The 20,793-nt window shown below is 35.9% G+C and carries 21 protein-coding genes and 1 pseudogene; 3 read left to right on the forward strand and 19 right to left on the reverse strand.

Annotated elements, in window-relative coordinates:
- Positions 1-26: 26 nt before the first annotated feature.
- The gene (locus SAY88_RS02325) at positions 27-488 is read right to left on the reverse strand and encodes a class I SAM-dependent methyltransferase (protein ID WP_332629036.1); all 462 of its coding nucleotides are present in this window, start codon (positions 486-488) and stop codon (positions 27-29) included.
- Between the two features lie 162 nt (positions 489-650).
- Between SAY88_RS02325 and SAY88_RS02330 the strand changes: the two genes are divergently transcribed.
- On the forward strand, positions 651-929 hold the full coding sequence (locus SAY88_RS02330) for a hypothetical protein (RefSeq protein WP_332628967.1): 279 nt from the start codon (positions 651-653) through the stop codon (positions 927-929).
- A gap of 135 nt (positions 930-1,064) precedes the next feature.
- Here SAY88_RS02330 and SAY88_RS02335 read toward each other — a convergent pair whose 3' ends face one another.
- The 5 genes and pseudogenes from SAY88_RS02335 to helD form a co-directional block, all read right to left on the reverse strand.
- Positions 1,065-1,760, reverse strand: coding sequence for an MgtC/SapB family protein (locus SAY88_RS02335; protein WP_332628968.1), 696 nt, complete (start codon positions 1,758-1,760; stop codon positions 1,065-1,067).
- A gap of 156 nt (positions 1,761-1,916) precedes the next feature.
- Positions 1,917-2,549: a CAP domain-containing protein gene (locus SAY88_RS02340; RefSeq protein ID WP_332628969.1), complete on the reverse strand. Its 633-nt coding sequence runs from the start codon at positions 2,547-2,549 to the stop codon at positions 1,917-1,919.
- 103 nt (positions 2,550-2,652) lie between these two features.
- Positions 2,653-3,630 carry an aldo/keto reductase gene (locus tag SAY88_RS02345; RefSeq protein WP_332628970.1) on the reverse strand — a complete coding sequence of 326 codons (978 nt, stop codon included), beginning with the start codon at positions 3,628-3,630 and terminating at the stop codon, positions 2,653-2,655.
- 69 nt (positions 3,631-3,699) lie between these two features.
- Positions 3,700-4,531 (reverse strand): annotated as a pseudogene (locus SAY88_RS02350) (aldo/keto reductase).
- A gap of 55 nt (positions 4,532-4,586) precedes the next feature.
- Positions 4,587-6,875 carry an RNA polymerase recycling motor HelD gene (gene helD / locus SAY88_RS02355; protein ID WP_332628972.1) on the reverse strand — a complete coding sequence of 763 codons (2,289 nt, stop codon included), beginning with the start codon at positions 6,873-6,875 and terminating at the stop codon, positions 4,587-4,589.
- Positions 6,876-7,026: 151 nt separating this feature from the next.
- Here helD and SAY88_RS02360 point away from each other — a divergent pair, with 151 nt between their 5' ends.
- The gene (locus SAY88_RS02360) at positions 7,027-7,281 is read left to right on the forward strand and encodes a hypothetical protein (protein WP_332628974.1); all 255 of its coding nucleotides are present in this window, start codon (positions 7,027-7,029) and stop codon (positions 7,279-7,281) included.
- Between the two features lie 109 nt (positions 7,282-7,390).
- On the opposite strand, the gene SAY88_RS02365 is transcribed toward SAY88_RS02360, so the two are convergent.
- The 11 genes from SAY88_RS02365 to SAY88_RS02415 all read right to left on the reverse strand — a co-directional run bounded on the left by SAY88_RS02365 (position 7,391) and on the right by SAY88_RS02415 (position 17,755).
- The gene (locus SAY88_RS02365; protein WP_332628976.1) at positions 7,391-8,515 is read right to left on the reverse strand and encodes a Ger(x)C family spore germination protein; all 1,125 of its coding nucleotides are present in this window, start codon (positions 8,513-8,515) and stop codon (positions 7,391-7,393) included.
- Entirely contained in the window at positions 8,512-9,594 is a 1,083-nt protein-coding gene (locus SAY88_RS02370) for a GerAB/ArcD/ProY family transporter (RefSeq protein WP_332628977.1), read from the reverse strand. The genes SAY88_RS02365 and SAY88_RS02370 overlap by 4 nt, the downstream gene beginning before the upstream one ends.
- 2 nt (positions 9,595-9,596) lie before the next feature.
- Positions 9,597-11,111, reverse strand: a complete 1,515-nt coding sequence (locus SAY88_RS02375) for a spore germination protein (RefSeq protein ID WP_332628979.1) — start codon at positions 11,109-11,111, stop codon at positions 9,597-9,599.
- A gap of 248 nt (positions 11,112-11,359) precedes the next feature.
- Positions 11,360-11,974, reverse strand: a complete 615-nt coding sequence (locus tag SAY88_RS02380) for an alpha/beta hydrolase (protein WP_332628980.1) — start codon at positions 11,972-11,974, stop codon at positions 11,360-11,362.
- Between the two features lie 3 nt (positions 11,975-11,977).
- The gene (locus SAY88_RS02385; RefSeq protein ID WP_332628982.1) at positions 11,978-12,958 is read right to left on the reverse strand and encodes a ring-cleaving dioxygenase; all 981 of its coding nucleotides are present in this window, start codon (positions 12,956-12,958) and stop codon (positions 11,978-11,980) included.
- 26 nt (positions 12,959-12,984) lie between these two features.
- Positions 12,985-13,425 carry a MarR family winged helix-turn-helix transcriptional regulator gene (locus tag SAY88_RS02390; RefSeq protein ID WP_332628983.1) on the reverse strand — a complete coding sequence of 147 codons (441 nt, stop codon included), beginning with the start codon at positions 13,423-13,425 and terminating at the stop codon, positions 12,985-12,987.
- A gap of 192 nt (positions 13,426-13,617) precedes the next feature.
- A complete protein-coding gene (locus tag SAY88_RS02395; RefSeq protein ID WP_332628984.1) occupies positions 13,618-14,406 on the reverse strand; it encodes an HAD family hydrolase in 789 nt (262 codons plus the stop codon).
- A 185-nt stretch (positions 14,407-14,591) separates the two neighbouring features.
- Complete coding sequence (locus SAY88_RS02400; protein WP_332628985.1) at positions 14,592-16,541, reverse strand: ATP-dependent DNA helicase; 1,950 nt, start codon at positions 16,539-16,541, stop codon at positions 14,592-14,594.
- A 128-nt stretch (positions 16,542-16,669) separates the two neighbouring features.
- Positions 16,670-16,933, reverse strand: coding sequence for a YciI family protein (locus tag SAY88_RS02405; protein WP_332628987.1), 264 nt, complete (start codon positions 16,931-16,933; stop codon positions 16,670-16,672).
- A gap of 18 nt (positions 16,934-16,951) precedes the next feature.
- Positions 16,952-17,386: a CBS domain-containing protein gene (locus tag SAY88_RS02410; protein ID WP_332628988.1), complete on the reverse strand. Its 435-nt coding sequence runs from the start codon at positions 17,384-17,386 to the stop codon at positions 16,952-16,954.
- A 117-nt stretch (positions 17,387-17,503) separates the two neighbouring features.
- Positions 17,504-17,755, reverse strand: coding sequence for a sporulation protein (locus SAY88_RS02415; RefSeq protein WP_332629038.1), 252 nt, complete (start codon positions 17,753-17,755; stop codon positions 17,504-17,506).
- 207 nt (positions 17,756-17,962) lie between these two features.
- On the opposite strand from SAY88_RS02415, the gene SAY88_RS02420 reads away from it, so the two are divergent.
- Positions 17,963-18,961, forward strand: coding sequence for a hypothetical protein (locus tag SAY88_RS02420; protein WP_332628990.1), 999 nt, complete (start codon positions 17,963-17,965; stop codon positions 18,959-18,961).
- A 95-nt stretch (positions 18,962-19,056) separates the two neighbouring features.
- Here SAY88_RS02420 and SAY88_RS02425 read toward each other — a convergent pair whose 3' ends face one another.
- Positions 19,057-20,136, reverse strand: a complete 1,080-nt coding sequence (locus tag SAY88_RS02425) for a branched-chain amino acid aminotransferase (RefSeq protein ID WP_332628992.1) — start codon at positions 20,134-20,136, stop codon at positions 19,057-19,059.
- Between the two features lie 117 nt (positions 20,137-20,253).
- Complete coding sequence (locus tag SAY88_RS02430) at positions 20,254-20,754, reverse strand: hypothetical protein (protein WP_332628994.1); 501 nt, start codon at positions 20,752-20,754, stop codon at positions 20,254-20,256.
- Between the last annotated feature and the right edge of the window lie 39 nt (positions 20,755-20,793).

Below are 20,793 nucleotides of genomic sequence, written 5' to 3' on the forward strand. Positions count from 1 at the left end.
CGATTCGATCAGTTAGAGTCATCCTGTTATTTTTGACACCTTAATACAATACTCCCTACCTTCCCATCTAATTCTTGTTGCAGTCGTTGATGCTCATCTAACATGTCTAATAATTTTGGATCAATATTCGGAGAAAGTGAAATTTCAATCGGTTGGCTTTCTATAGTAGTGGAATTAAATAATGAATCTATTTTCGTGAATCCTGTTTGCTCAAGCTTTTCTTTCCACTGATTTTCTGTATTACATTCTTGTAGTTGATAAAATCCTTTAAAGCGATTGAGCTCATTTTCATTTAATGATTGTACAAGTGACATTTCGTTTAAAATTAGGATTCCTTTGTCTTTCAGAACTCTGTAACATTCCTCCAATGCCTGATTCACATCGACAAAGGCTAGTACTGATTCACAAATAATGTAATCATATGTGTTATTAGAAAAAGGCATATGTTCCACTGACCCTTCGACCACGTTTATAGTACTCCTTTCAATGTCGTAAAGCTAAACTTCACAATTCTATTCCTATGTTAAATAGTTTTTTTTGATTGGGCTAATGGCCTCGTATATCATTTCTTCACGAATTATTTATTCTTTTATAGGTATTGATACATGCACAAAGAATCAGTAGGAATAAGCTATAAATAGAGTGGTTATATGGATGATATGGAGAAAAAACAGAGAGAATTAGAGTTGAAAATAAAGGAATTAGAAGCAAAAATAGAGGCACTTCGTGTAACAAATGAACAACAACTAAATCAAACAGACATCCCAGAAATTGTCGATAGCATTTTGTCTGAGAAAGAGTTTGCTTTGGCTCAAGAAGTGGAAAACAAAATGCAGCAACAGCAATTGCAGCTAATTAAATGGTCAGCAGGAACTGGAATTAGTGTCATCGCAGTTGTTATCAGTATTTTCAGGATCTTTTTCATGTAAATCGAATTGGGCAAAAGCTAAGGAGCTTTTTATGTTTGCTTTCCTCTTTTTTTAACTAGAAACCGATTAGCTCCTCTTATGCCCTAAAAAGGCGATTCAGTAATTAGAAGAAAGATGCACGTTGTAATCGGCATCTTATCTCGATTCAAGCTCCACCCCATTAACATACTGCATTTTCTTTAATGCAAAATAAATATCAGTTGTATAAATCTTCTCATCGACTAACAATAGTAATTCCATTTGTTGTAAATCTGAATCGCCCAAATCTTTTACCCTAACTTTCCTAGCTTTCATTTGGTTCTCTTTCAATTCTTTTAGAATAAATGTAAGTTTCTCTGCAGAATTGACCGTTATTTTCACTTTTATTTCCTTTTGCCTTAGCGCTTTTGGTCCGATAAATTTAAACAGAAATGGCAAAAACTCAACACTTATGAGCAAAAGAACTGTTGCAACAATCGCTTCTATCCAAAAACCTGCTCCGCATGCAATACCAATGCCGCCAGCTCCCCAAATCATCGCCGCTGTTGTCAGACCTGAAATCATGTCATTATTTCTTCTCAGTATGACACCAGCTCCTAGAAAGCCAATCCCCGAAACAATTTGCGCTGCAAGTCGCAACGGATCCATCGGTTTGCTATGGGCAGCAGCATAGTTTTCTGCACCAGCAATTGAAACAAATGTAAGCAAACAACTCATAATTCCAATGACTAAACATGTTTTTAGCCCTAACGGCTTCCTTTTCAATTCTCTTTCTATCCCAATAACAGTACATAATATCGTTGCAATAGCTAAGTTAAAAAGAAAACTATTAGGCTCAATGGATATAAACATAGCACCCCTCCATTACAATCGATTTCTTTTCTAATTTCGCTATTTCATTAACAGTTTCCTCTTTTCATTCAAGAACACACAAAAGAAGGTGTCTTATAAGAGTAGCATTCTCCATAAGACACCTTGTCTTCTAACATTTATAATCTCTAAAAAGAACTATCTAGCTTTAATAAACATTTGTACCCACGCACCATGATAAAATCCAACACCAATTGTATCGTACTGTGGGTTTAAAATGTTTTGTCTATGACCAGGGGAGTTCATCCAATCCCTCATCACTTGTTCAGGGGTTGTTTGCCCTTTAGCAATATTTTCACCCGCTGCTTGGTAACTGATTCCAAACGTACGCAACATATCAAATGGTGAACCATAATTGGGACTATTATGAGAGAAGTAATTTGAATTAATCATATCCTGAGCTTTTTTATGTGCTACATTTTTGACATCCGCTCTGTGCTGCACTGGATTTAAGCCACGCTGTCTTCTTTCTTGATTCACTAAAGATACGACTTGATCTTCAAATGCGCTATGATGAGAAGCTTCCGGCTTCAAGCGAATGACTTCCCCAACATGCATGTTTGTAGGTACCACATCCGGATTTAATCTCATTAGTTCACGATAATCTAATCCATATCGTTGAGCAATAAACCAAAACGTATCCCCGCGTGACACCTTATAGTGAGAAAAAGGTGGCTCATTAAACATTTTTACCTCAGCATTTACAGCAGGTTGAATAGAAAACATCGACATAAGAACAACAGCTACCATTAAAACATGTAATCGTTTCATTTCTAACCTCCGAGAATTATGTTTTACAATTTTATTGTCTCTAGGTTTGATGAAACGATACCATGAATTTGTCATTTATGTATGAAAACTTTGATGCCGTTTTCTAATATACACCACGAATGTGGGAATGAACCTCACTTTGATAAAAATCTTCTAATTTTGCTAACTCTTCATTACTAAATGATGGAACGTCCACAGCTTGCAAGCTATCTTCTACTTGTTTGACAGTTTTAAATCCCGGAATTGCACAAGTAATAGAATCTTGATCAAGAATATAACGTAATGCAGCTCTTGTCATATTCCCGCGGCCGATCCATTTTAGTTCATTGCTTAACTCAACACCTTTGTTAAATTCAAGTCCACCAAACGTCTCCCCGACATTAAAGGCTGCACCATCTCGATTAAAATTTCGATGATCATCTTCTGCAAAGCTAGCACCTTTCGTAAACTTCCCAGTTAATAGTCCACTTGCTAATGGAACACGAGCTAAAATTCCGACTCCTTTTTTTGAAGCTTTTGGAAAGAGATCATATAATGGCTTTTGCCTTAACATATTGAAAATTACTTGTAATGCTTTCACATTAGGAATATCCAAGCAGTATAGCCCTTCCTCAACAGTTTCTACGCTCACTCCGTAGTGACGAATCTTCCCTTCTTGTTGAAGCTGATCTAATACATCAAATACTCCTCCATGTTTGATAATTTCAAATGGAGGGCAATGAATTTGGAATAAATCAATTCTCTCCCTTTGTAAGCGCTTCAAATTCGCTTCACAATAAGCTCTAACACTTTTTTCCGAGTAAGTTTCTAAATTATGAATGTCCCCTGCTCTACAAAACTTCGAAGCAATATAGATTTGATCTTCCTTGCCTTTTGTTGCTCTACCTAACAATTCTTCTGCGTGACCATCCCCATAGACATCCGCTGTATCAAAGAAGTTCACTCCAGCATCCATCGCATATTCTAAACCTAGTACAGCTTCTTGGTCGTTCGATTTTCCCCATGAACCACCAATCGCCCACGTACCAAAACTTAACTCACTTACTTTTAAATCTGTATCCCCTAATTGACGATATTTCAAAAATCTCACCTCCTTATCAATATTAGAGTAAAAAGGGCCAGAAAAGCCCTTTTTTCTCTATTTGGTCTATTAAAAATTAAAGTTATCAGGGTCTGGTCCTACACGTTCATCCTTATTTAATCGATTTATTGCTTCCATGTCTTCTTCTGCTAACGCAAAATCAAAAATAGTTGCATTATCGATAATCCGTTGTTCTTTCACGGATTTTGGAATGGTAACTACCTCATTTTGCAAATCCCATCGTAAAATTACCTGTGCAGCTGAACTCCCATACTTTGTTGCAATAGCATTGACGTATCGTCTGTTAAAAGCTCCCCTTGCTTTAGTGGCGACCATGCCTCTAATTGAATCCCTTGTTCTTTACAAAAAGCTCGTAACTCTATTTGAGCTAAATGTGGATGATATTCAACTTGATTAACCATTGGTTTGATAGCAGCACCCTTCAGTAAGTCTTCAAGATGATGAATATGAAAATTACTTACTCCAATTGCTTTTACGCGACCTTCTTTATACAGCTTTTCTAGTGCCTTCCAAGTGTCTTTGTATTTGCCGGCAGTTGGCCAATGAATCAAATATAGGTCTAATAATCAAGACCGAGCTTCTGCAAACTTGTGTCAAATGCTTTTAATGTTGTTTCATATCCTTGATCTGCATTCCACACTTTAGACGTAATAAACAATTCGCTGCGATCGACACCTGATTCCTTGATTGCTTGGCCAACTCCCTCTTCATTGCCATAAATAGCAGCGGTATCGATACTGCGATAACCTGCTTTGATCGCAGCTAAAACCGAATCAACAACCTCTTGACCATCAATTACTTGAAAAACGCCAAAACCAAACCAAGGCATCTGTACACCATTATGTAATGTTACTGTAGACTGTAAACTTGTCACCATCATGCCCCCCCCTTTTTTCATTATCTACCATGTCTAGTGAAAACTGAAATAATATGACTCATGGGCACTGAATATATGTTTCATTCGAAACACCTGAAAGAAGAATACTTTTGTCTTTTACATACAATAAATCTAATGAATGCATAGCTCGTGTACAAACCGTATACAACAGTTTGCGCTCCGTCTCTTTGTTATATGAAGACTGAGATGCATTATAGACAACAACAGCATCAAATTCTACCCCTTTAGCTAAATAAGATGGAATAATTAGTACTGTTGATTCATACCCAGTTGAATCTTTCTTCATTAAACGGACGTCGAGTTTTTCTTTGATCTCATCATATAAAGTTTCGCTTTCCAACGCTGTTTTACAAATAATCGCTATAGTTGAATATGATTTTTTTAGTTCCTCAATACGGTCAATTAGCGTTTCATTCATGTCATAAGAATCCGTTTTCCAACATTTCGGCTTCTCGCCTTCTCGATTAAATGGCTCAATATTCGCATCAATTATTTGTTTTGCAAAATTAATAATTTGTTTTGTAGATCTATAACTCTGTGTTAACTCATATCTTTGAATTTCCGCTTCATCATATAGTGATTCCAAAGCCGAAAAGCTACTAATTTTTGAATGTGCATAAATTGATTGGTTTTTATCACCTAATACAGTAAGCTTTGCTCGTGGAAACATATTTTTAATAAAAGCAAACTGAAATGGTGAATAATCTTGTGCTTCGTCAATAAATACATGACGTATATTTGTATTTACTTGAAATCCTTCAAGCTGTCCTTTCAAATATAAGTATGGAGTTGCATCCTCATATGGGAAAATCGAATGCTTTATTTTATCCATTGATTGACGCTGTAGCCTAACCGGTAAAGTTCTTTCCAATAAATTCAAATAAATTGAAGGAACATCAATAAACCGAAGTTTGCTTATATCTTCTTTCACTTTTTTAAATCTTCTCTTAACAACAAGAGCTCGTAATATTTCTTGTTCTCGTTCGTATTCATAAAACGAATCCGAATCCTTCTTTTTTTCTTTCTCAACTTTATGATGAACCTTCATTAAAACTTCATTATCGAGAAGATCAATTTCTTGTTCAACCCATTCCTGTTCCCGCTCTTTGAGCTCAATTTTTCTAACCTCTTTCAAAAGAAGCTCAACAACCATTTGAAAACGATTAGGAATCGATACTGTATCATCTAACTCGTAAAAATAGTGATTAATCTTTTCTCTTGAAATCAATGTTTGTCCTTTAAAAATAACATCTTTAAACACAAGCCCATCTTTTTCAAGCGAAACGATGAAGTCATCCATTATTTGCATATAATTTAATGAAGATTTCAATTTTATACTCTCAATTTTTTCTTGATATCCCTGGTCATTTCTCGCTGATAAGACATATTCAATCTGAGTAAAAGGATCTTCAAGCTTCCATTCATCACCTAATCGATAATCTAAATAAGCCTGAAATGTAGTTTGTTGCATATTCTCTTCCCCTAGTTCCGGCAAAACGGTTGAAATATAGCTGTTGAATAAAGGATTGGGTGAAAATAACACAATTTGATCAGCGTCAAGTGTATTTCTGAAACGATAAAGCAAGTAAGCAACACGTTGCAACGCTGCCGATGTTTTCCCACTACCAGCAACACCTTGTACAATTAAGAGCTTCCCTCTATCATTACGAATGATCTGATTCTGTTCTTTCTGAATGGTAGCAACAATGTTCTTCATTTGGGAATCCGACCGGCCGCCTAAAACTTCCTGAAGCATCTCATCTCCAATAGTAATTCCCGTATTAAACATATGCTCAATACACCCTTGACGAATAATATACTGTTTTTTTACATTTATTTCTCCCGAGATGGGTCCAGTTGGAGTCTCATACGAACCCGGTCCAGGTCCATAATCATAATACAAACTAGAAATGGGAGCACGCCAATCATAGACGTAAAAATCCACACCGTTTTTATCGACGAAGGATGCCGTGCCAATATACACAGGTTCCGCCTCTGTTTCCCCTTTTTCTAAAAAGTCAATTCTCCCGAAATAAGGAGACTCCTTTAGCTTATGTAAGCTTTTCAATTGTTTTATATCATGCTGATGACTTCTTTCTCTTTCAGACATAAGTTCTGCCTGTTGTTTAATGCTAGCATGTGTCTCCGCTACATCATCAGCAGTATCAAAGTTAACAGTAACGTCATCCCAAAATCTCTTACGGATGTCAAGGACGTCTGCTTTAACATCCCCTAATTTTTCTTTTAGCTCTATCTCTCTTTTTTTTACTTCTTCAACAACAAAATTTACTCGTTGTTGTTCCTCTTGCCACTCGTTGCGACTCATTTGCCCACTCCTCAACCACATATTATTGCTTACTAGCTGGTATATACATATTTCAATAAGGATATGCATGTATCCTCTTTTCTTTCCGTATAAAAGGGTAACATTGAAGTAAATAATAGTTACATAATCATACAGGAAAAAGGAGAAAAATATGGCATCTGAGGATTATATTGAAGAGTGTTTATATCGGGTACAAAATTTAATTGACCGCGCACTAACGGAATTGATGGAAGTAAAAATGATTCGCGAAAACGATCCGACGGAATACGCATTCATTCAAAAAGAGCTAGGTGATTTACAAGGTGAATTCGATCAACTTGTAGGTGATAAAAATAATGACCCTCGTTTAGAAGAAGCACAGAAGCGCTTGAATGAGGTACGTGAAATTATGACAAGAGGTATATAATCTTAAGCAAGGAGTTCGTTTTTAGCCTAACCTCATATTACTAAAAGTGCAACAAAACTCGGGGGAGTGTGACATTACCCGAGCTTTGTTGCTATTACTTTTTCTTAACCTACTCCAATATCCCTGTTGATGTAATTTCAATTGTTGCTTCTACTTCAAATGTTACCTTTGGGTAAATGACGTTTCTCCACTCATCTTCAGACCAATCTCCACTTACTCTACTTCGAAAAGATTCCGAAAACCTAACGGGATCTACCTTCAATTCTTGTAGTTTTTTTATTAACTTTAAACATTCTTCTTCTACTCTTTTACCGATAGCGTCTTCAACAATCTTACGTGAATTGGCTTCTTCCAAATTTTGTTCTCCCGTATAACTCATCGCCATCCCATCTAGCTTTAATCTTATATTGACCATTGGATTTTCCAAATCACCATTTGATTTGATTTTACTCCTTGAATTAATTAAGTCTAGAGCAACATATGGTTCATCTCCTGACTTTTCTTGTATATTAAATCCAATACTAGGCAGCCGTTTGGCTCTAGCCATCGCTTGCATGTACTTTCCTTCATCGGGTTTTAGTAAGTCCACCATCTTATCGTTTTCAAATAAAGCAACATGTGAAATATCAATCGTACCTTCTATTTTCTCTAAATAAGGAACCTTGGGATCTGATGTCCTGTCTGTTGCTTCGTAAATAAAATCATGAATGGTTGTAAATGGACGGAAGGTAGCTTCCAAATGGGGTTCCATTAAGTCATGCAAGTACAAAATAATTTGCGGTTTATCTTTATAGTCCCCTTTTATAACCTCTTCAGGAGGCCCTTTCGTTACACCAATATATACATTAGCTCCAATATTAGGATCTCTATAAAGTCTTTCCATGATGCCTAGAATCCCCTTTTCTCTAACCAAATCCTCTGAAAAAAGGATTACTCTAAGTTGAGAAAAGTCTAATGCTTTTTCAGTTTTTCTAGCAATTTCAAGCATGGCTTCATACGGTTCTTTATCAATCACCGTAAATACCTGAGTCAACTCCTCCGCTTCTGGATGTGATTGAGGAAGGGCAACGGTAACTTTGTATTGGTTGTTATCGCTTGTCTCTAAGTCATATCCAACAATCCCTACTAAACCATAGTTTTCAATAGATGCCTGTTGAATTCCATCCGTTCCACAACCACTTAATAGAGAAAGTAATATTAAATACTTTATAATCATGATGTTCCTTCTACTCATGAAGGCTTTCCTCCTCTAAACAAATTAGTGATTAGCAAGAATGTTGGCAGGATCAGTATAAAAGAAAAAGCAAAATAGCGATTCCACTCATATAAAGTTTCGCGAGTGACTCTGTCTATTGGTAAAAAAAAGATTATAGTAACGAGCATGACGACTAAATAAGCTTGCCACGATTGACTTTTCCCGCTACTCAAATCAGTAATTCCTCGTTTAGCGACCCATAAATATGCACTAATTGTTGAGAGGATCAAAAAGATCCACAAGCTTAACCCTAGACTCTCGATTCTTTCAATAAATGAAAACTCTACCGCTCTTAAAATACTTAAAATTGGATAACGAATATTGCCAATTTGCCATTCAGAAAAATAAACAACACATGCTAAACATACCAATGTATAAATAAAAACTGTCAACCAGACACCGCCTGTTACATATTTAAATGATTCTTTTTTATTTATAATGAAAGGAAAAAAAAACAAAACAAGTTCAAACCCCAACATTGATTCAAACCCTAAAAACAATGAATGAAAAAAGGGCTTTGCTCCAACCTCAAATAATGGAATCACCGAAGTGAATTTTGCAGGCTCAAAAGTCCAATTTAGAAAGTATATCATCCATACGGTCATAAAAAATGCTAACACACAGGTTCTAGCAACTGTTTTAATTCCCCCTGATAAAATATATAACGTCAATAGCAATAGCGGAATGAATAATAAGGTTTTATTCACTCTACCTAATGCGATGGTCTGAATAACTTCTATAAAATCATCTACTATGCTTGTTACACTAATAACCATGTACAAAATAAGTAATAAATTTATAAAAGTCCCTAAGTACTTTCCTACTAACTTTCTGTTAATTGAAAACAGGGTTTCATTTGGAAATCTTCCACACAACATTAACATTGGTATCAACAACAACTGAACAATCACCCCCATTGCAATGGGGATCAACCACATGTCACGACCCGACTCGTGTATGACATGTGGAAGCCTGATGAAATTCATTGAAATCATTACGTTTTGAATTAAAAACAAAACATGATAATTATTCAACTTCTCCATTTTACCTTTATCCACGGTTAATCATCTCCATACGGACGAGTTAGAAACTTTTTCGCTCTTGATGCTCCCGTTCTTACGTTTAATAAAAAGTAAGGTAATCTAAAAACGTCTTTTAGATAATCGGTCCATTTCCTTGGGATAACCGGGGTAAAATATGGCGTTCCCAAGGAAGTCATATTTGTTAAATGAATAAGCAACCAAGCTAAGACCAAAAACTGCCCATACATACCCAAAAATCCTGCACTAACAATAAAAAAGTAACGAATAAATCTAATTGCACTACTCATCTCAAAACTAGAAGGTAGAAAAGACGCAAGTGCGCTCACTGCTACAATAACAATTAAAATATTACTTACAAGACCCGCTTCCACTGCAGCAGTTCCAATTACAATACCACCTACAATACCAATGGTCGAACCAACCTTTGTCGGCATCCTTGCCCCTGCTTCCCTTAGGACCTCAATTACTAGCTCAATACCTAAAACTTCAATTACAGGCGGAAACGGTACTTGAGAACGAGACTGTGACAGAAGATTCAATAAATGGGGTGGCAGCATTTCAGGGTGAAATGTTAAGACAGAAACATAAGTGGAAGTTAATAAAATGGTAATAAAAAAACCAGCGAAGCGTATCATCCTAATCATATTTGCTACAGTCCATCTTGCATAATAGTCTTCTGTTGAATTAAACATGTTGACAAACGTGGTAGGACATATGATCACTTCTGGTGAATTGTCCATCATAATCGCTATTCTACCATCTAATAAATGCGACATAGCTACATCTGGTTTCTCCGTTGATAAATAAACAGGAAATAAGGAAAGTGGTTGATCTTCAATCATTTGCTTTAAGATACTCGTAGACAATACACCATCGATCTCTATATCATTTAGTCTTTTTTCAACCTGATTAATGTTCTCTTCGTTTGCGATATCTTCTAGATACATAAATGAAACATTCGTCCTAGCTTCTTTTCCAATTACTGACGATTTCGTTTTTAATTTAGAGCTCTTAATTCTCCTTTTAATAAGTGACACATTTGTTTGTAAAGATTCTGTAAACGCATCTTTCGGTCCTAGCATATTTGTCTCAGTATCTGATGAAGAGATTGCTCTTTCTGGCGGGCCATACGTATCCACTTTATAAATCTTCCTGCTATTCTGTAGCAAAATAATTGTGTTACCGTTAATAACATCGTTAATCAGTGACGACAATTGGTCCCATTCGATACTTTCCGCATTCGGTATGACTTCTAATATCGCATCGTTCGTAATCCTATGTAATGGAACGAGTAAATGCCTTTGCAAAATTGATGCATCTATTATAGATTCTAAATAAAAAATTAAAATCCGTTCATCATTTACTTCCATTTCCATCTTGATGAAGTCCGAGACGTATCTAAATTCATTCTCGATCGCTTCTATAGTGATCTTCTCATTCCTTTTTTGATCTACTTTCTGATTTTCTTTTATATCATTCTGATTTCTAACCTCTAACGTTTTTTTCATCCATTTTTCATAAATAGATCTCATTTGTATGCACTCCTCATTTGTTTAAGTTTTACTTTTTTCAGGTTGTTATTCCTACGTATCAAATGACAGGAGAATTTACCATTTATTTGCTTTCCTCACAAAAAAACAGCCCATAGGTTTAATATCCTCTGGACTGTTTACATAAAAAAGTAATTTTATAATAAATTTGTGTCAATTCTGTTTGATAATACCCTTTCATCTATATTCTTGACTTGGGAACTCAAGCGAATTTAATAGGGGAAAGTTTTTTACGAACGATAAGTTAGATCAAACCATTCTTTTGCTTTCTCCACTTCTTCTCTAACAAGTTGATGACCTCCATCAACCCAATACTCCGTTACTTCTGCATTAGCTTTCTCTAAATCACGTGCTAATTCTTTCGTTTCTTCTAATGGAATGAGCGGATCACGTTTTCCAGCTCCAATAAATACAGATGTCCCAGATAGTTCAGGAATATCTACACCCCTACGTGGAACCATAGCGTGAAATAGAATTGCTCCATTTAATGCTTGTTTATGATGATACATCATACTCGCTGCGATATTCGCTCCATTTGAATATCCGATGGCAACCACGTTGTGACGATCAAATTTATAAGTTTTTGCACTTTTATTGACAAATTCAGTCAATTCCTTTGTTCGGAAAACCAAATCTTCTTCATCAAAGACGCCTTCTGCTAATCTTCTGAAAAAGCGTGGCATTCCATTTTCCAATACATTGCCTCGTACACTAAGAATGTTTGCATCTGGAGCAATCATATTGGCTAACGGCAATAGATCCTGTTCATTTCCACCTGTACCGTGTAACAGCAATAAAGTTGGTGCATTCTTATTTGTCCCTTTAGTAAAGATATGTTTCATCATGCATTACTCCTTTGTATTTAACGGTTTTAATTTTGCTTCAATTTCAGCACGCTGGTTTTCAAAGTATGGTGGTAAAGAAAGGTTTTCTCCTAGATTCTCAAATGATTCATCCTCTTCAAAACCTGGCCCATCTGTAGCAAGTTCAAATAATATTCCATTTGGCTCACGGAAATAAAGTGAACGGAAATAATACCTTTCAACAAAGCCTGAATTTGGTAAGCGAAGCTGTTTTAAATAATCGATCCATCTTTTCAGCTCTTCTTCACTCTCTACTCGAAAAGCTACATGATGAACACTTCCTCTACCAGGACGCTCCCTCGATAGATCAGAACGCTCTTCAAGATATACTTCTGCTCCCGTACCTCCTTCACCTGTTTCAAAGATACGAACTGGCGGCTGACCATCTATTAATGATGGATAAGAGGCTTTCTCACGGTAGCCCATTACCTCTGTTAGTATTTTGGCCGTAATATCGGCCTTTGGAACTGTTAACTGCACTGGCCCTAACCCAACAATACCATATTCCATTGGTACAGGACTTTGATCCCACGGTTTCCCTCCCGCTACTCCTTGATTTGTCTCATCTGACACAAGTTCCAGTCGCTGTCCTTCAAAATCACAAAATGCAAGGACTTTACGACCATATCTTGTAAATATGTCATCATGCTCGACATCAAATTCTTCGAAGCGTTTTTTCCAATATTGGATCGATTCATCACTAGCTACACGTAGTGAAGTTAATGAGATACTGTTGTTGCCATAATACGTCGTTCCAGCATGTGGGATCTCAAAAAACGTTAAATCAGTTCCAGGATTCCCTCGCTCATCAGCATAAAATAAATGATAGACAGACGTATCATCTTGGTTTATTGACTTTTTGACTAAACGCAGCCCAAGGACTTTTGTATAAAAGCGATAATTTTCTTTTGCGTTTGCTGTAATAGCTGAAACATGATGTTGACCTAATAACGGTTTTAATTCCATTTTCTTCACTCCTACTCATTTATTTTTTACGATTTGTCATTTAACTTTTTTAAAATAGACAATAATTGTTTCTTTTCTGTTCGGTCTAACTTTTCAAATTGGGCTGCTTGGAATGATTCTTGTAACGGGATCACTTCTTCATAAAGCTTCTGGCCTTTAGTGGTTAATGATATCCGTTTCGTTCTCCATTCTTGCTTTCGCAAAATGAGCTCAAGCTTCTCCATTTTAGCAAGCATTTGTGTAATATTTCCTTTGCTTACTAACAATTTATCGGCTAATTCTTGTTGTGATATCGGTTGGAGTGCCCCCACCTGTGCTAACAAATCAAATTGGGCTATTGTCAATCCCCATTTTTTTAAATGCTGATTCGACAAACGATTACTTTGGTTATAAAAACGTGCTAAACGGAACCATAATAGTAACCCTAATCTAATATCTTTTGTTTTTCCGAAGGCTTCCTTAGACAAGAAATTCTCACTCCTTCAGTGATTCTTTTTATCAGTTTATAACTAAACTGATAACTTGTAAAGAGTTTATAACTAACTTTTTTAAAGTGTATAAAAGTTAGCTAACATTTTAATCATGTATCCCTTTTATAATTACGACACCAAAAAAGAGGCTGCCTCAAAAGTGAGACAACCTCTTTTCTATACGCTCATTTAGTTATTAATCTTATCTAGAATGTCATACAATTCTTCTAAATGTGTAATTTCAAAATCTGGAATGACTTCATTTCTTTCTTTGTTATGGCGGTTAATCCAAACAGATTTCATTCCAACACGTGATGCACCTAAAATATCTGTCATCAAGTTGTCACCTACCATGATCGCCTCATCTTTCGTAAGTTCCATTTTCTCTAGTGCGTGTTCAAAGATGGTCGGATCTGGCTTTCCTCTTCCAAACGCACCAGAGATGATAATTTGATCAAAATAAGGAACAAGTTCTGGTGTGATCTCTAACTTAGTATTTTGTAAGTCTGGGGAACCATTTGTTAAAAGCAATAACTTGTATTTACCTTTTAATTCGTCTAATACTTGGAATGATTCATCATAAACAAAAGGATGCTTGCGTCTTTCAGCCGGGAAACGCTCCGCTAACTCGTAACCAAATTCTGGATCATCAATTCCGAGTTCCTTTAATCCTCTTGTCCATGCTTCTTTACGATAAGTTGGTACAATTTCTTTCATCTTTCGGAAGTTCTCGTCATCATCTAAAAAGTTACCCCATAAACCTTCAAATGGATTAATCCCAATCATTTTTGTAAAATCATACGTCTCATAGCTAGCGTACAACTCACTTGCTTCCTTGCGAACTGCCTCTTCTAATGCATCAACATTAAGATTGTATTTGTCAGCTGCTACTTGACATGTTGCTTCAAATGCTTTTTTAACACTGCGTTGATCCCAAAGCAATGTATCATCAAGATCAAAGAAAATTGCTTTTATCATTTCCGAATCCTCTCCTACCACAATATATTCACTTACTAGATTACCGAACTAGGCCACATAAGTAAATAGAATCCGCTAACTGAGGGAACTGAAAATGCGGATTTTCTCTTTTTTAATTGCCTCGAGCCATTTCTACTTTAGTGTCCAAAAAAGGTTTGTTTTTACCTTTTTCAGTAACTTCCTACCTATCGTTTCGTCTGCAGTTTTACGCCTTCTGGTAAAATTTCTTTAACGACAGTTAATAAGTTATGATCCTCGTATAACTGTTCATCAAAAATTGTCGCAATGCCCTTATCTTGATGTGATCGAACTAACCGCCCTAACCCTTGACGCAAGCGGAGTAACATATATGGAATATCCACTTCCTTAAAGGAATCTTGCGCTGCATTTCTTTTCGCCGCAAAAACAGGGTCATTCGGCGGGAATGGCAGAGACCAAATAATGACATTTGATAGTGATTCCCCTGGTATATCGAGACCTTCCCATAAACTAAGGGCACAGAGAACAGAATTTGTTTCTTTTTGGAAATTCGATATCAGTTGACTAATTTCCTGATCACCTTCAAACAGCAGGTCCCACTTGGCAAAGTCGTGATCTTCAATCGTCAATTGTTTAAACTGCTGAAGTTCTTCTTCACTTCTAAAAAGAAGCAGTGCTTTTCCGTCTGTTTCTTCGAGTAACGCTTTCGCATAATGAACTTTGTCTGTTACTGATTGAACAACAGGCGCAAACAATTCCATTTGTTCTCTGTATTCAAATGGAGACTCAACAGAAAATGACAAATAATCTTTAACCCCTATGCTACTTGCCAAATAATCAAATGAGCCATTCGTAGACAACGTAGCTGACGTAAATAGAAATGGTAATTTTTTTGAAAATACCTTTTCTTTTAATACTTCTTCTACTAGTCTTGGCATAATAACTAAAGTGACACTTGTTTCTCCTTCTTCAACCCATGAGATCACATTATCAACACTTACAAAAATCTTTAGAGCATGATGAATCATATCAAGATGCTCTTCAACAATCTTTAGCTGATAGGCGTCGATCGTATACATTTCACTTTCAAAGACAATTTCATCCTCTAACCTTGCTATTAATTCGACCAATCGATTCGCTTCTCCTAGAAGCTCTTTTGAAAAGCTGATCTCTTTCCGCCCAGACCCTTCCACTTTTTTAGAATGGTCTCGTAATACATATGAAAAGTGAAAGCTTTGTGAAATGAGGTCATCCACAAGTACAGCAAATTCTTCTCTTACATCATTTTCTAATAAGCGTGTTAAAAGCTCCTCAATTACATCATGTCGCATCTTATACGTCAGTGCTTTTTGTGCAGCAACTTCAAGCAAATGCCCCTCATCAAAAATAACCGTACTCGCTTCCGGTAACAAGGGGAGCTGCCCTTCACGAACTCTTGAATCATATGTCCAAACATGCTCCATATAAAAATCATGAGAACAAATTAACAGATCTGTAGATTTACGATAGTGCTCCCGTGAAAGGGTCTGCCCACAGCGGTGACGTTTATCACACACGAAGCAATCTTGAAACGAATCCCATCCGATTTTATTCCATTCTTTATCATTTAAATGTGCGTATTCTTTACGATCACCATAATGGTAAAAAGATTGTAATGTTTGGTTTGAATGGACGAAAGCAGGAAGATCCACATGAATGTCATCATATATTTCATCATACTCGTCTTTTGATCGTTCCTCGTCGAGCTTTTGCAAGCATAGATATTGATCTTTTGACTTTGCTAATCTCACATCAATCGTTAAACCTAAAATGTTAGAGAGCTTATCAATGTCCCCGCCCTTTTTGACTAATTGCTCAATGAGTGACTCATCAGCACAAGCAATAATTGCTGGTTTTCTCATATATCTTGCATAACAAAGCGCATAAAGAAGATAGGCGATTGTTTTCCCTGTCCCTACTCCTGCTTCAGCAAACATGATTTTCTTATCGATAAATGCTTTCTCAATTTGAAATGCCATATAGATTTGTTCATCCCTAAGCTCTAGTCCAGCCTCTGGTAAAATATCGTAAAATACATCGCCAATCCATTCATTTAATCTCTCAAAAAATGGCTGGCTCCTATCGTATGAAAATGGTAACTGAGTATTTGTTTTCAAAAAAAGGCCTCCGTATCTTCATAAAAAAGTCAATAGATAATTATCTAAAAAAAAACATGTTTTGTCAAAGGTAACCTATATAAAAAAGGCAACCAAATTTCGATTGGTTACCTTTTACATGTATAAAATTAAACTTGAACCATTCCCCATTCATGTAAATGTAAGCTCCTTACACCTTTTATAACATAAGGATCTTGCTCAGCTAATTGTTTAGCCTCTTCCAATGAATCGGCCTTATATATGACAAGCCCCCCTGCACCATCTGTAAAAGGACCCTTTGCAAATATTTTCCCTACCCCTTCAAGCTTTTCAAGAAACTCTAAATGTTCAGCACGATATGTAGCATTCAGTTCTGGTTTTTCCATTAATAAAATAGCAGCAAAATAAGACATGAACATCCTCCCTCTCTTTTAATTTATTATATTATCGTTACCAGCATTCCCTTGTTCAATTGAGTTTGCGTAATATTCGATAATTTCTCTTCTTCTAATAATTCCAATGAAAATTCCATGGTCATCAACCACTGGGATAAAATTTTGTGATATGGCTAATGTTAATAGATCTTTCATTTTTGATTCAATTCGAACAGGTTTGTTTTTCATTTTTCTCTTAATATCTTTTAACTGAATTTGTTCAGCAAGCTCTAACGTAAACGATTGGATGTTCTTTACTTGCCATAGGAGATCACCTTCTGTTAAAGTACCAACGTACTTTCCATGACGATCAATAATAGGGACAGCAGAGTACTTGTGAAATTCCATTTTCTCTAACGCTTGTCTCATCGTTGAGTCTAAATCTAAATAGGCTACTTCTGCTTTTGGCACTAAGAAAAATGAGATATTCATAGACGTTCTTCCCTTTCACAACTTTGTCTATTCTATTATACTAGATTTCAGAACAATTTACCAAAAGCTAGATTAACTTGTAAACCCAGTAAAAAAAGCAACGCAAATAGCGTCGCTTTAAATTAGCAATTCATAAACTCCATTTAATTGTTCAACTCGTTTTTCATCCTGCTCATTCTTAGCGTAATCCAATTCATATTGCAGAACTAAATTCAAAATCGTTGCTTCGTTATCTTCAAGATCCCTTACAAATTCATCTTCATCCTTGTATTGTTTCGTTTCTAACTTATGATAAATCCTTTGACAAATTTGATGGTTATCAAGATGATTGGATAATGATTCTCGTAAATACCCTAAGTTAGAGTCCAATGCCGTCGTCATCCTTTCTGTTTCAACATGCTTTCTATAATTAGGATGTGGAATCACTTGAAAAAAATTCATATGCTGGTGAAAACTTTTTAAGTCGAAAGTTTGTTACCTTATTCACAATCTAAGGTGTTTTATGTTAATCTATATAAGTCATAAAAATGAACTTTGGAATAAAACATTATTCCCTATACTAACAAGAGGTGCAACATGTCTAAAAAAATCATCTTTGCTCTATTACTTATAATATTTATTCTAACTCCTTTTTTTGTAGACGCTCATGTGAAATGGTTCACAGAATTAGAGCCACAAAAAGAATCCATTGAAAATATTATTAATCCGCTGTTTATGTTTATCACTATTATTACAGCAGTCTTTTTAGCCATTCTACCTCAAGTATTGCCAAAACTAATGGCTTGGGGACCGTTAGAAAAAATGGATCTTAAATTAGAAAGTTATCGAAAATACTCAACTTCTATTTTACGGTATGGAACAGCCATTGCCTTAATCATTCAAGTACTTACAGGATCTCTGTTTGCACCCGAGCTCACTCACTATTCAACCTTACTAACTGTTATAAGTTGGATGGCCATTGCCTTTTTGCTAGTACCGAACCAATTGGCAACCAAATTAGGTGCAGCAGCAATGCTGATCCTATTTAGCATTATGCTTGCGGAATACGGACTTTTTCATATGCTAGACTACGCTTTTTATTTAGCAATTATTTTCGTTCTTTTCATGACTAAGACGAAATACGAAAGGTGGAGCTTTCCATTTTTATATTTAGCAACAGGTCTTTCACTTTGCTGGGTAGCCGTTGAAAAATGGGTGTATCCTGAAATGTCTGTTGATATTGTAATTAACCACCAACTTCCAACTTTTTTCCTTTCACCGGAAGTATTCGTATCTTTAAGTGCTTTTATCGAATTTGTAGTCGGTTATTTACTAATCGTCGGAATTTTAAATCGATTGCTTTCCTTTATCTTAACTGGCATTTTCATTATGACGACAACTTTATTTGGATTGGTTGAAGTCGTCGGCCATTTCATGATTCATATAATCTTAATAATTTTTATTATTGAAGGGGTTTCCTTCTACAAGCCACCGGTAAAAATTCACAAAACTGTCCTCGATCAAATGATCTTTGTTTTCTTGAACTTTTTATTTGTACTAGCTACCATTTTGCTGCTTTATTATCGATTTGCATAATTATTACCTTTACACTCTCTTTATATTCTTTCTAATTCTATACTCTAACAACGAAACAAAGGCGTCTCGCTAATGTCGAGAGACGCCTTTGTTTGTTAATCTAATTCTATTGTCCAATTATATGTATCTGCTATCTTCCCTGTTTGTATACCTGTTAATGTATCGTAAAGGCGCTGTGATAATTCACCAATTTCTCCCTTGTTGATTTGCATTTTCCTTTCTCCCCAATTTAACTCTCCAACTGGAGAAATAACTGCTGCCGTACCTGTCCCAAATGCCTCTTCTAATTGACCTTGCTCGTATGCTTCATATAGTTCTTCTAACGAAAGTTTTCTTTCTGTTATAGGAATTCCCCAATCTTTTAATACCTCAATGATCGACATTCGCGTAATCCCTTCAAGAATACTTCCATTTAGCTCTGGTGTAATGATTTCACCATTCACTTTGAAAAACACATTCATACTACCAACTTCTTCGATATACTTCTTTTCAACTCCATCTAACCAAAGAACTTGAGAATATCCCTCTTTTGTCGCCCGTTCTTGAGCCTTATAAGCAGCTGCATAGTTTCCAGCTGTCTTTGCTGTCCCTGTTCCACCACGAACAGCTCTCGTATACTCGTCTTCGACATGAATCCGAACTGGCTGAATTCCCTCTTTGTAATAAGAACCAACAGGAGATAAAATGATAATGAATTGATACGTTTGTGAAGGTGCAAGACTTAAATTTGGTTCTGTCGCAATAATAAACGGACGAATGTATAATGAATTTCCTTCTGCCTTTGGTACCCACTCTTTTTCTACTTTAAGTAGCTGTTTTAAACAATTTAGGGCTAACTCTTCATCTATTGCTGGAATACTTAATCGATCACTTGATAAATTTAATCTTCTAAAATTTTTCTCAGGGCGAAACAAAAGAATCCGATCCTCAGGTGTACGGTACGCTTTTAATCCCTCAAAAACGGTTTGTCCATAATGAAAGATCATAGCCGCCGGATCTAATGTGATCGGTTCATATGGGACGATTCTTGGATCGAACCATCCTTTATCAGCTTGATAATCCATGACAAACATATGATCAGAAAAATGCTTGCCAAAAGCAATCTTATCTGCATTTGGCTTAGGCTTTTTGTCTTTGCATTCAATAAAATTTACAGTTACATTCGCCAAGATCATTACACTCCTTTGTAATTTCATATGTATTATTGTAAATAGTCCCCTTAAGGAATACAAGAGTACAGTTCCATTTTATAGAAAAAACGAGAGTGATACTTGTCCACTCCCGCTACGACTTTATTTTTTCGCTCTTTTTTCTAGTTCTGCCTTTACGTCACTTTGATAAGCAGATAATTCATTTGAATCGAGGTTAGTCGAACTGTTTTCAATTACTTGCTCCAATAATTTCTTGTTTTTATAAAACTCTTCTTTTTCTGCATTATAGTAGAACCTAACAACATCTTCATCTTTTAAGTATTTTTTTCCTAGTTTCAAAAGAAATGTTACCGGAAGACCACGTACGGATACATGAGACTCAGTTTTTACTACAGACTGAACGGCTACTTGTTCTTCTTGCTTACTTTCTTTCTGGCCTCCTGCCACCATCAATAATATTTCTTTCGCAACTTCATTTTGAGTGAACGCTCTTTTTAATGCTTTTTGTCGAATACGCTTCTTTTTAGACTTCACATTCATTTTTTCAAGACTCATCATCGCAAACTCACGTAGTTCTAATCCACTCTTTTCGATAGCCTGCTTTAATTCTCCATTCTTGATGTCATATGTTCGTTTTAACAAATTCAAAACCCCTTACTTATTAATATCTTAAGATGTCTA

The organism is Halalkalibacter flavus, from assembly GCF_036663575.1.
Lineage (GTDB): Bacteria > Bacillota > Bacilli > Bacillales > Bacillaceae_D > Halalkalibacter > Halalkalibacter flavus.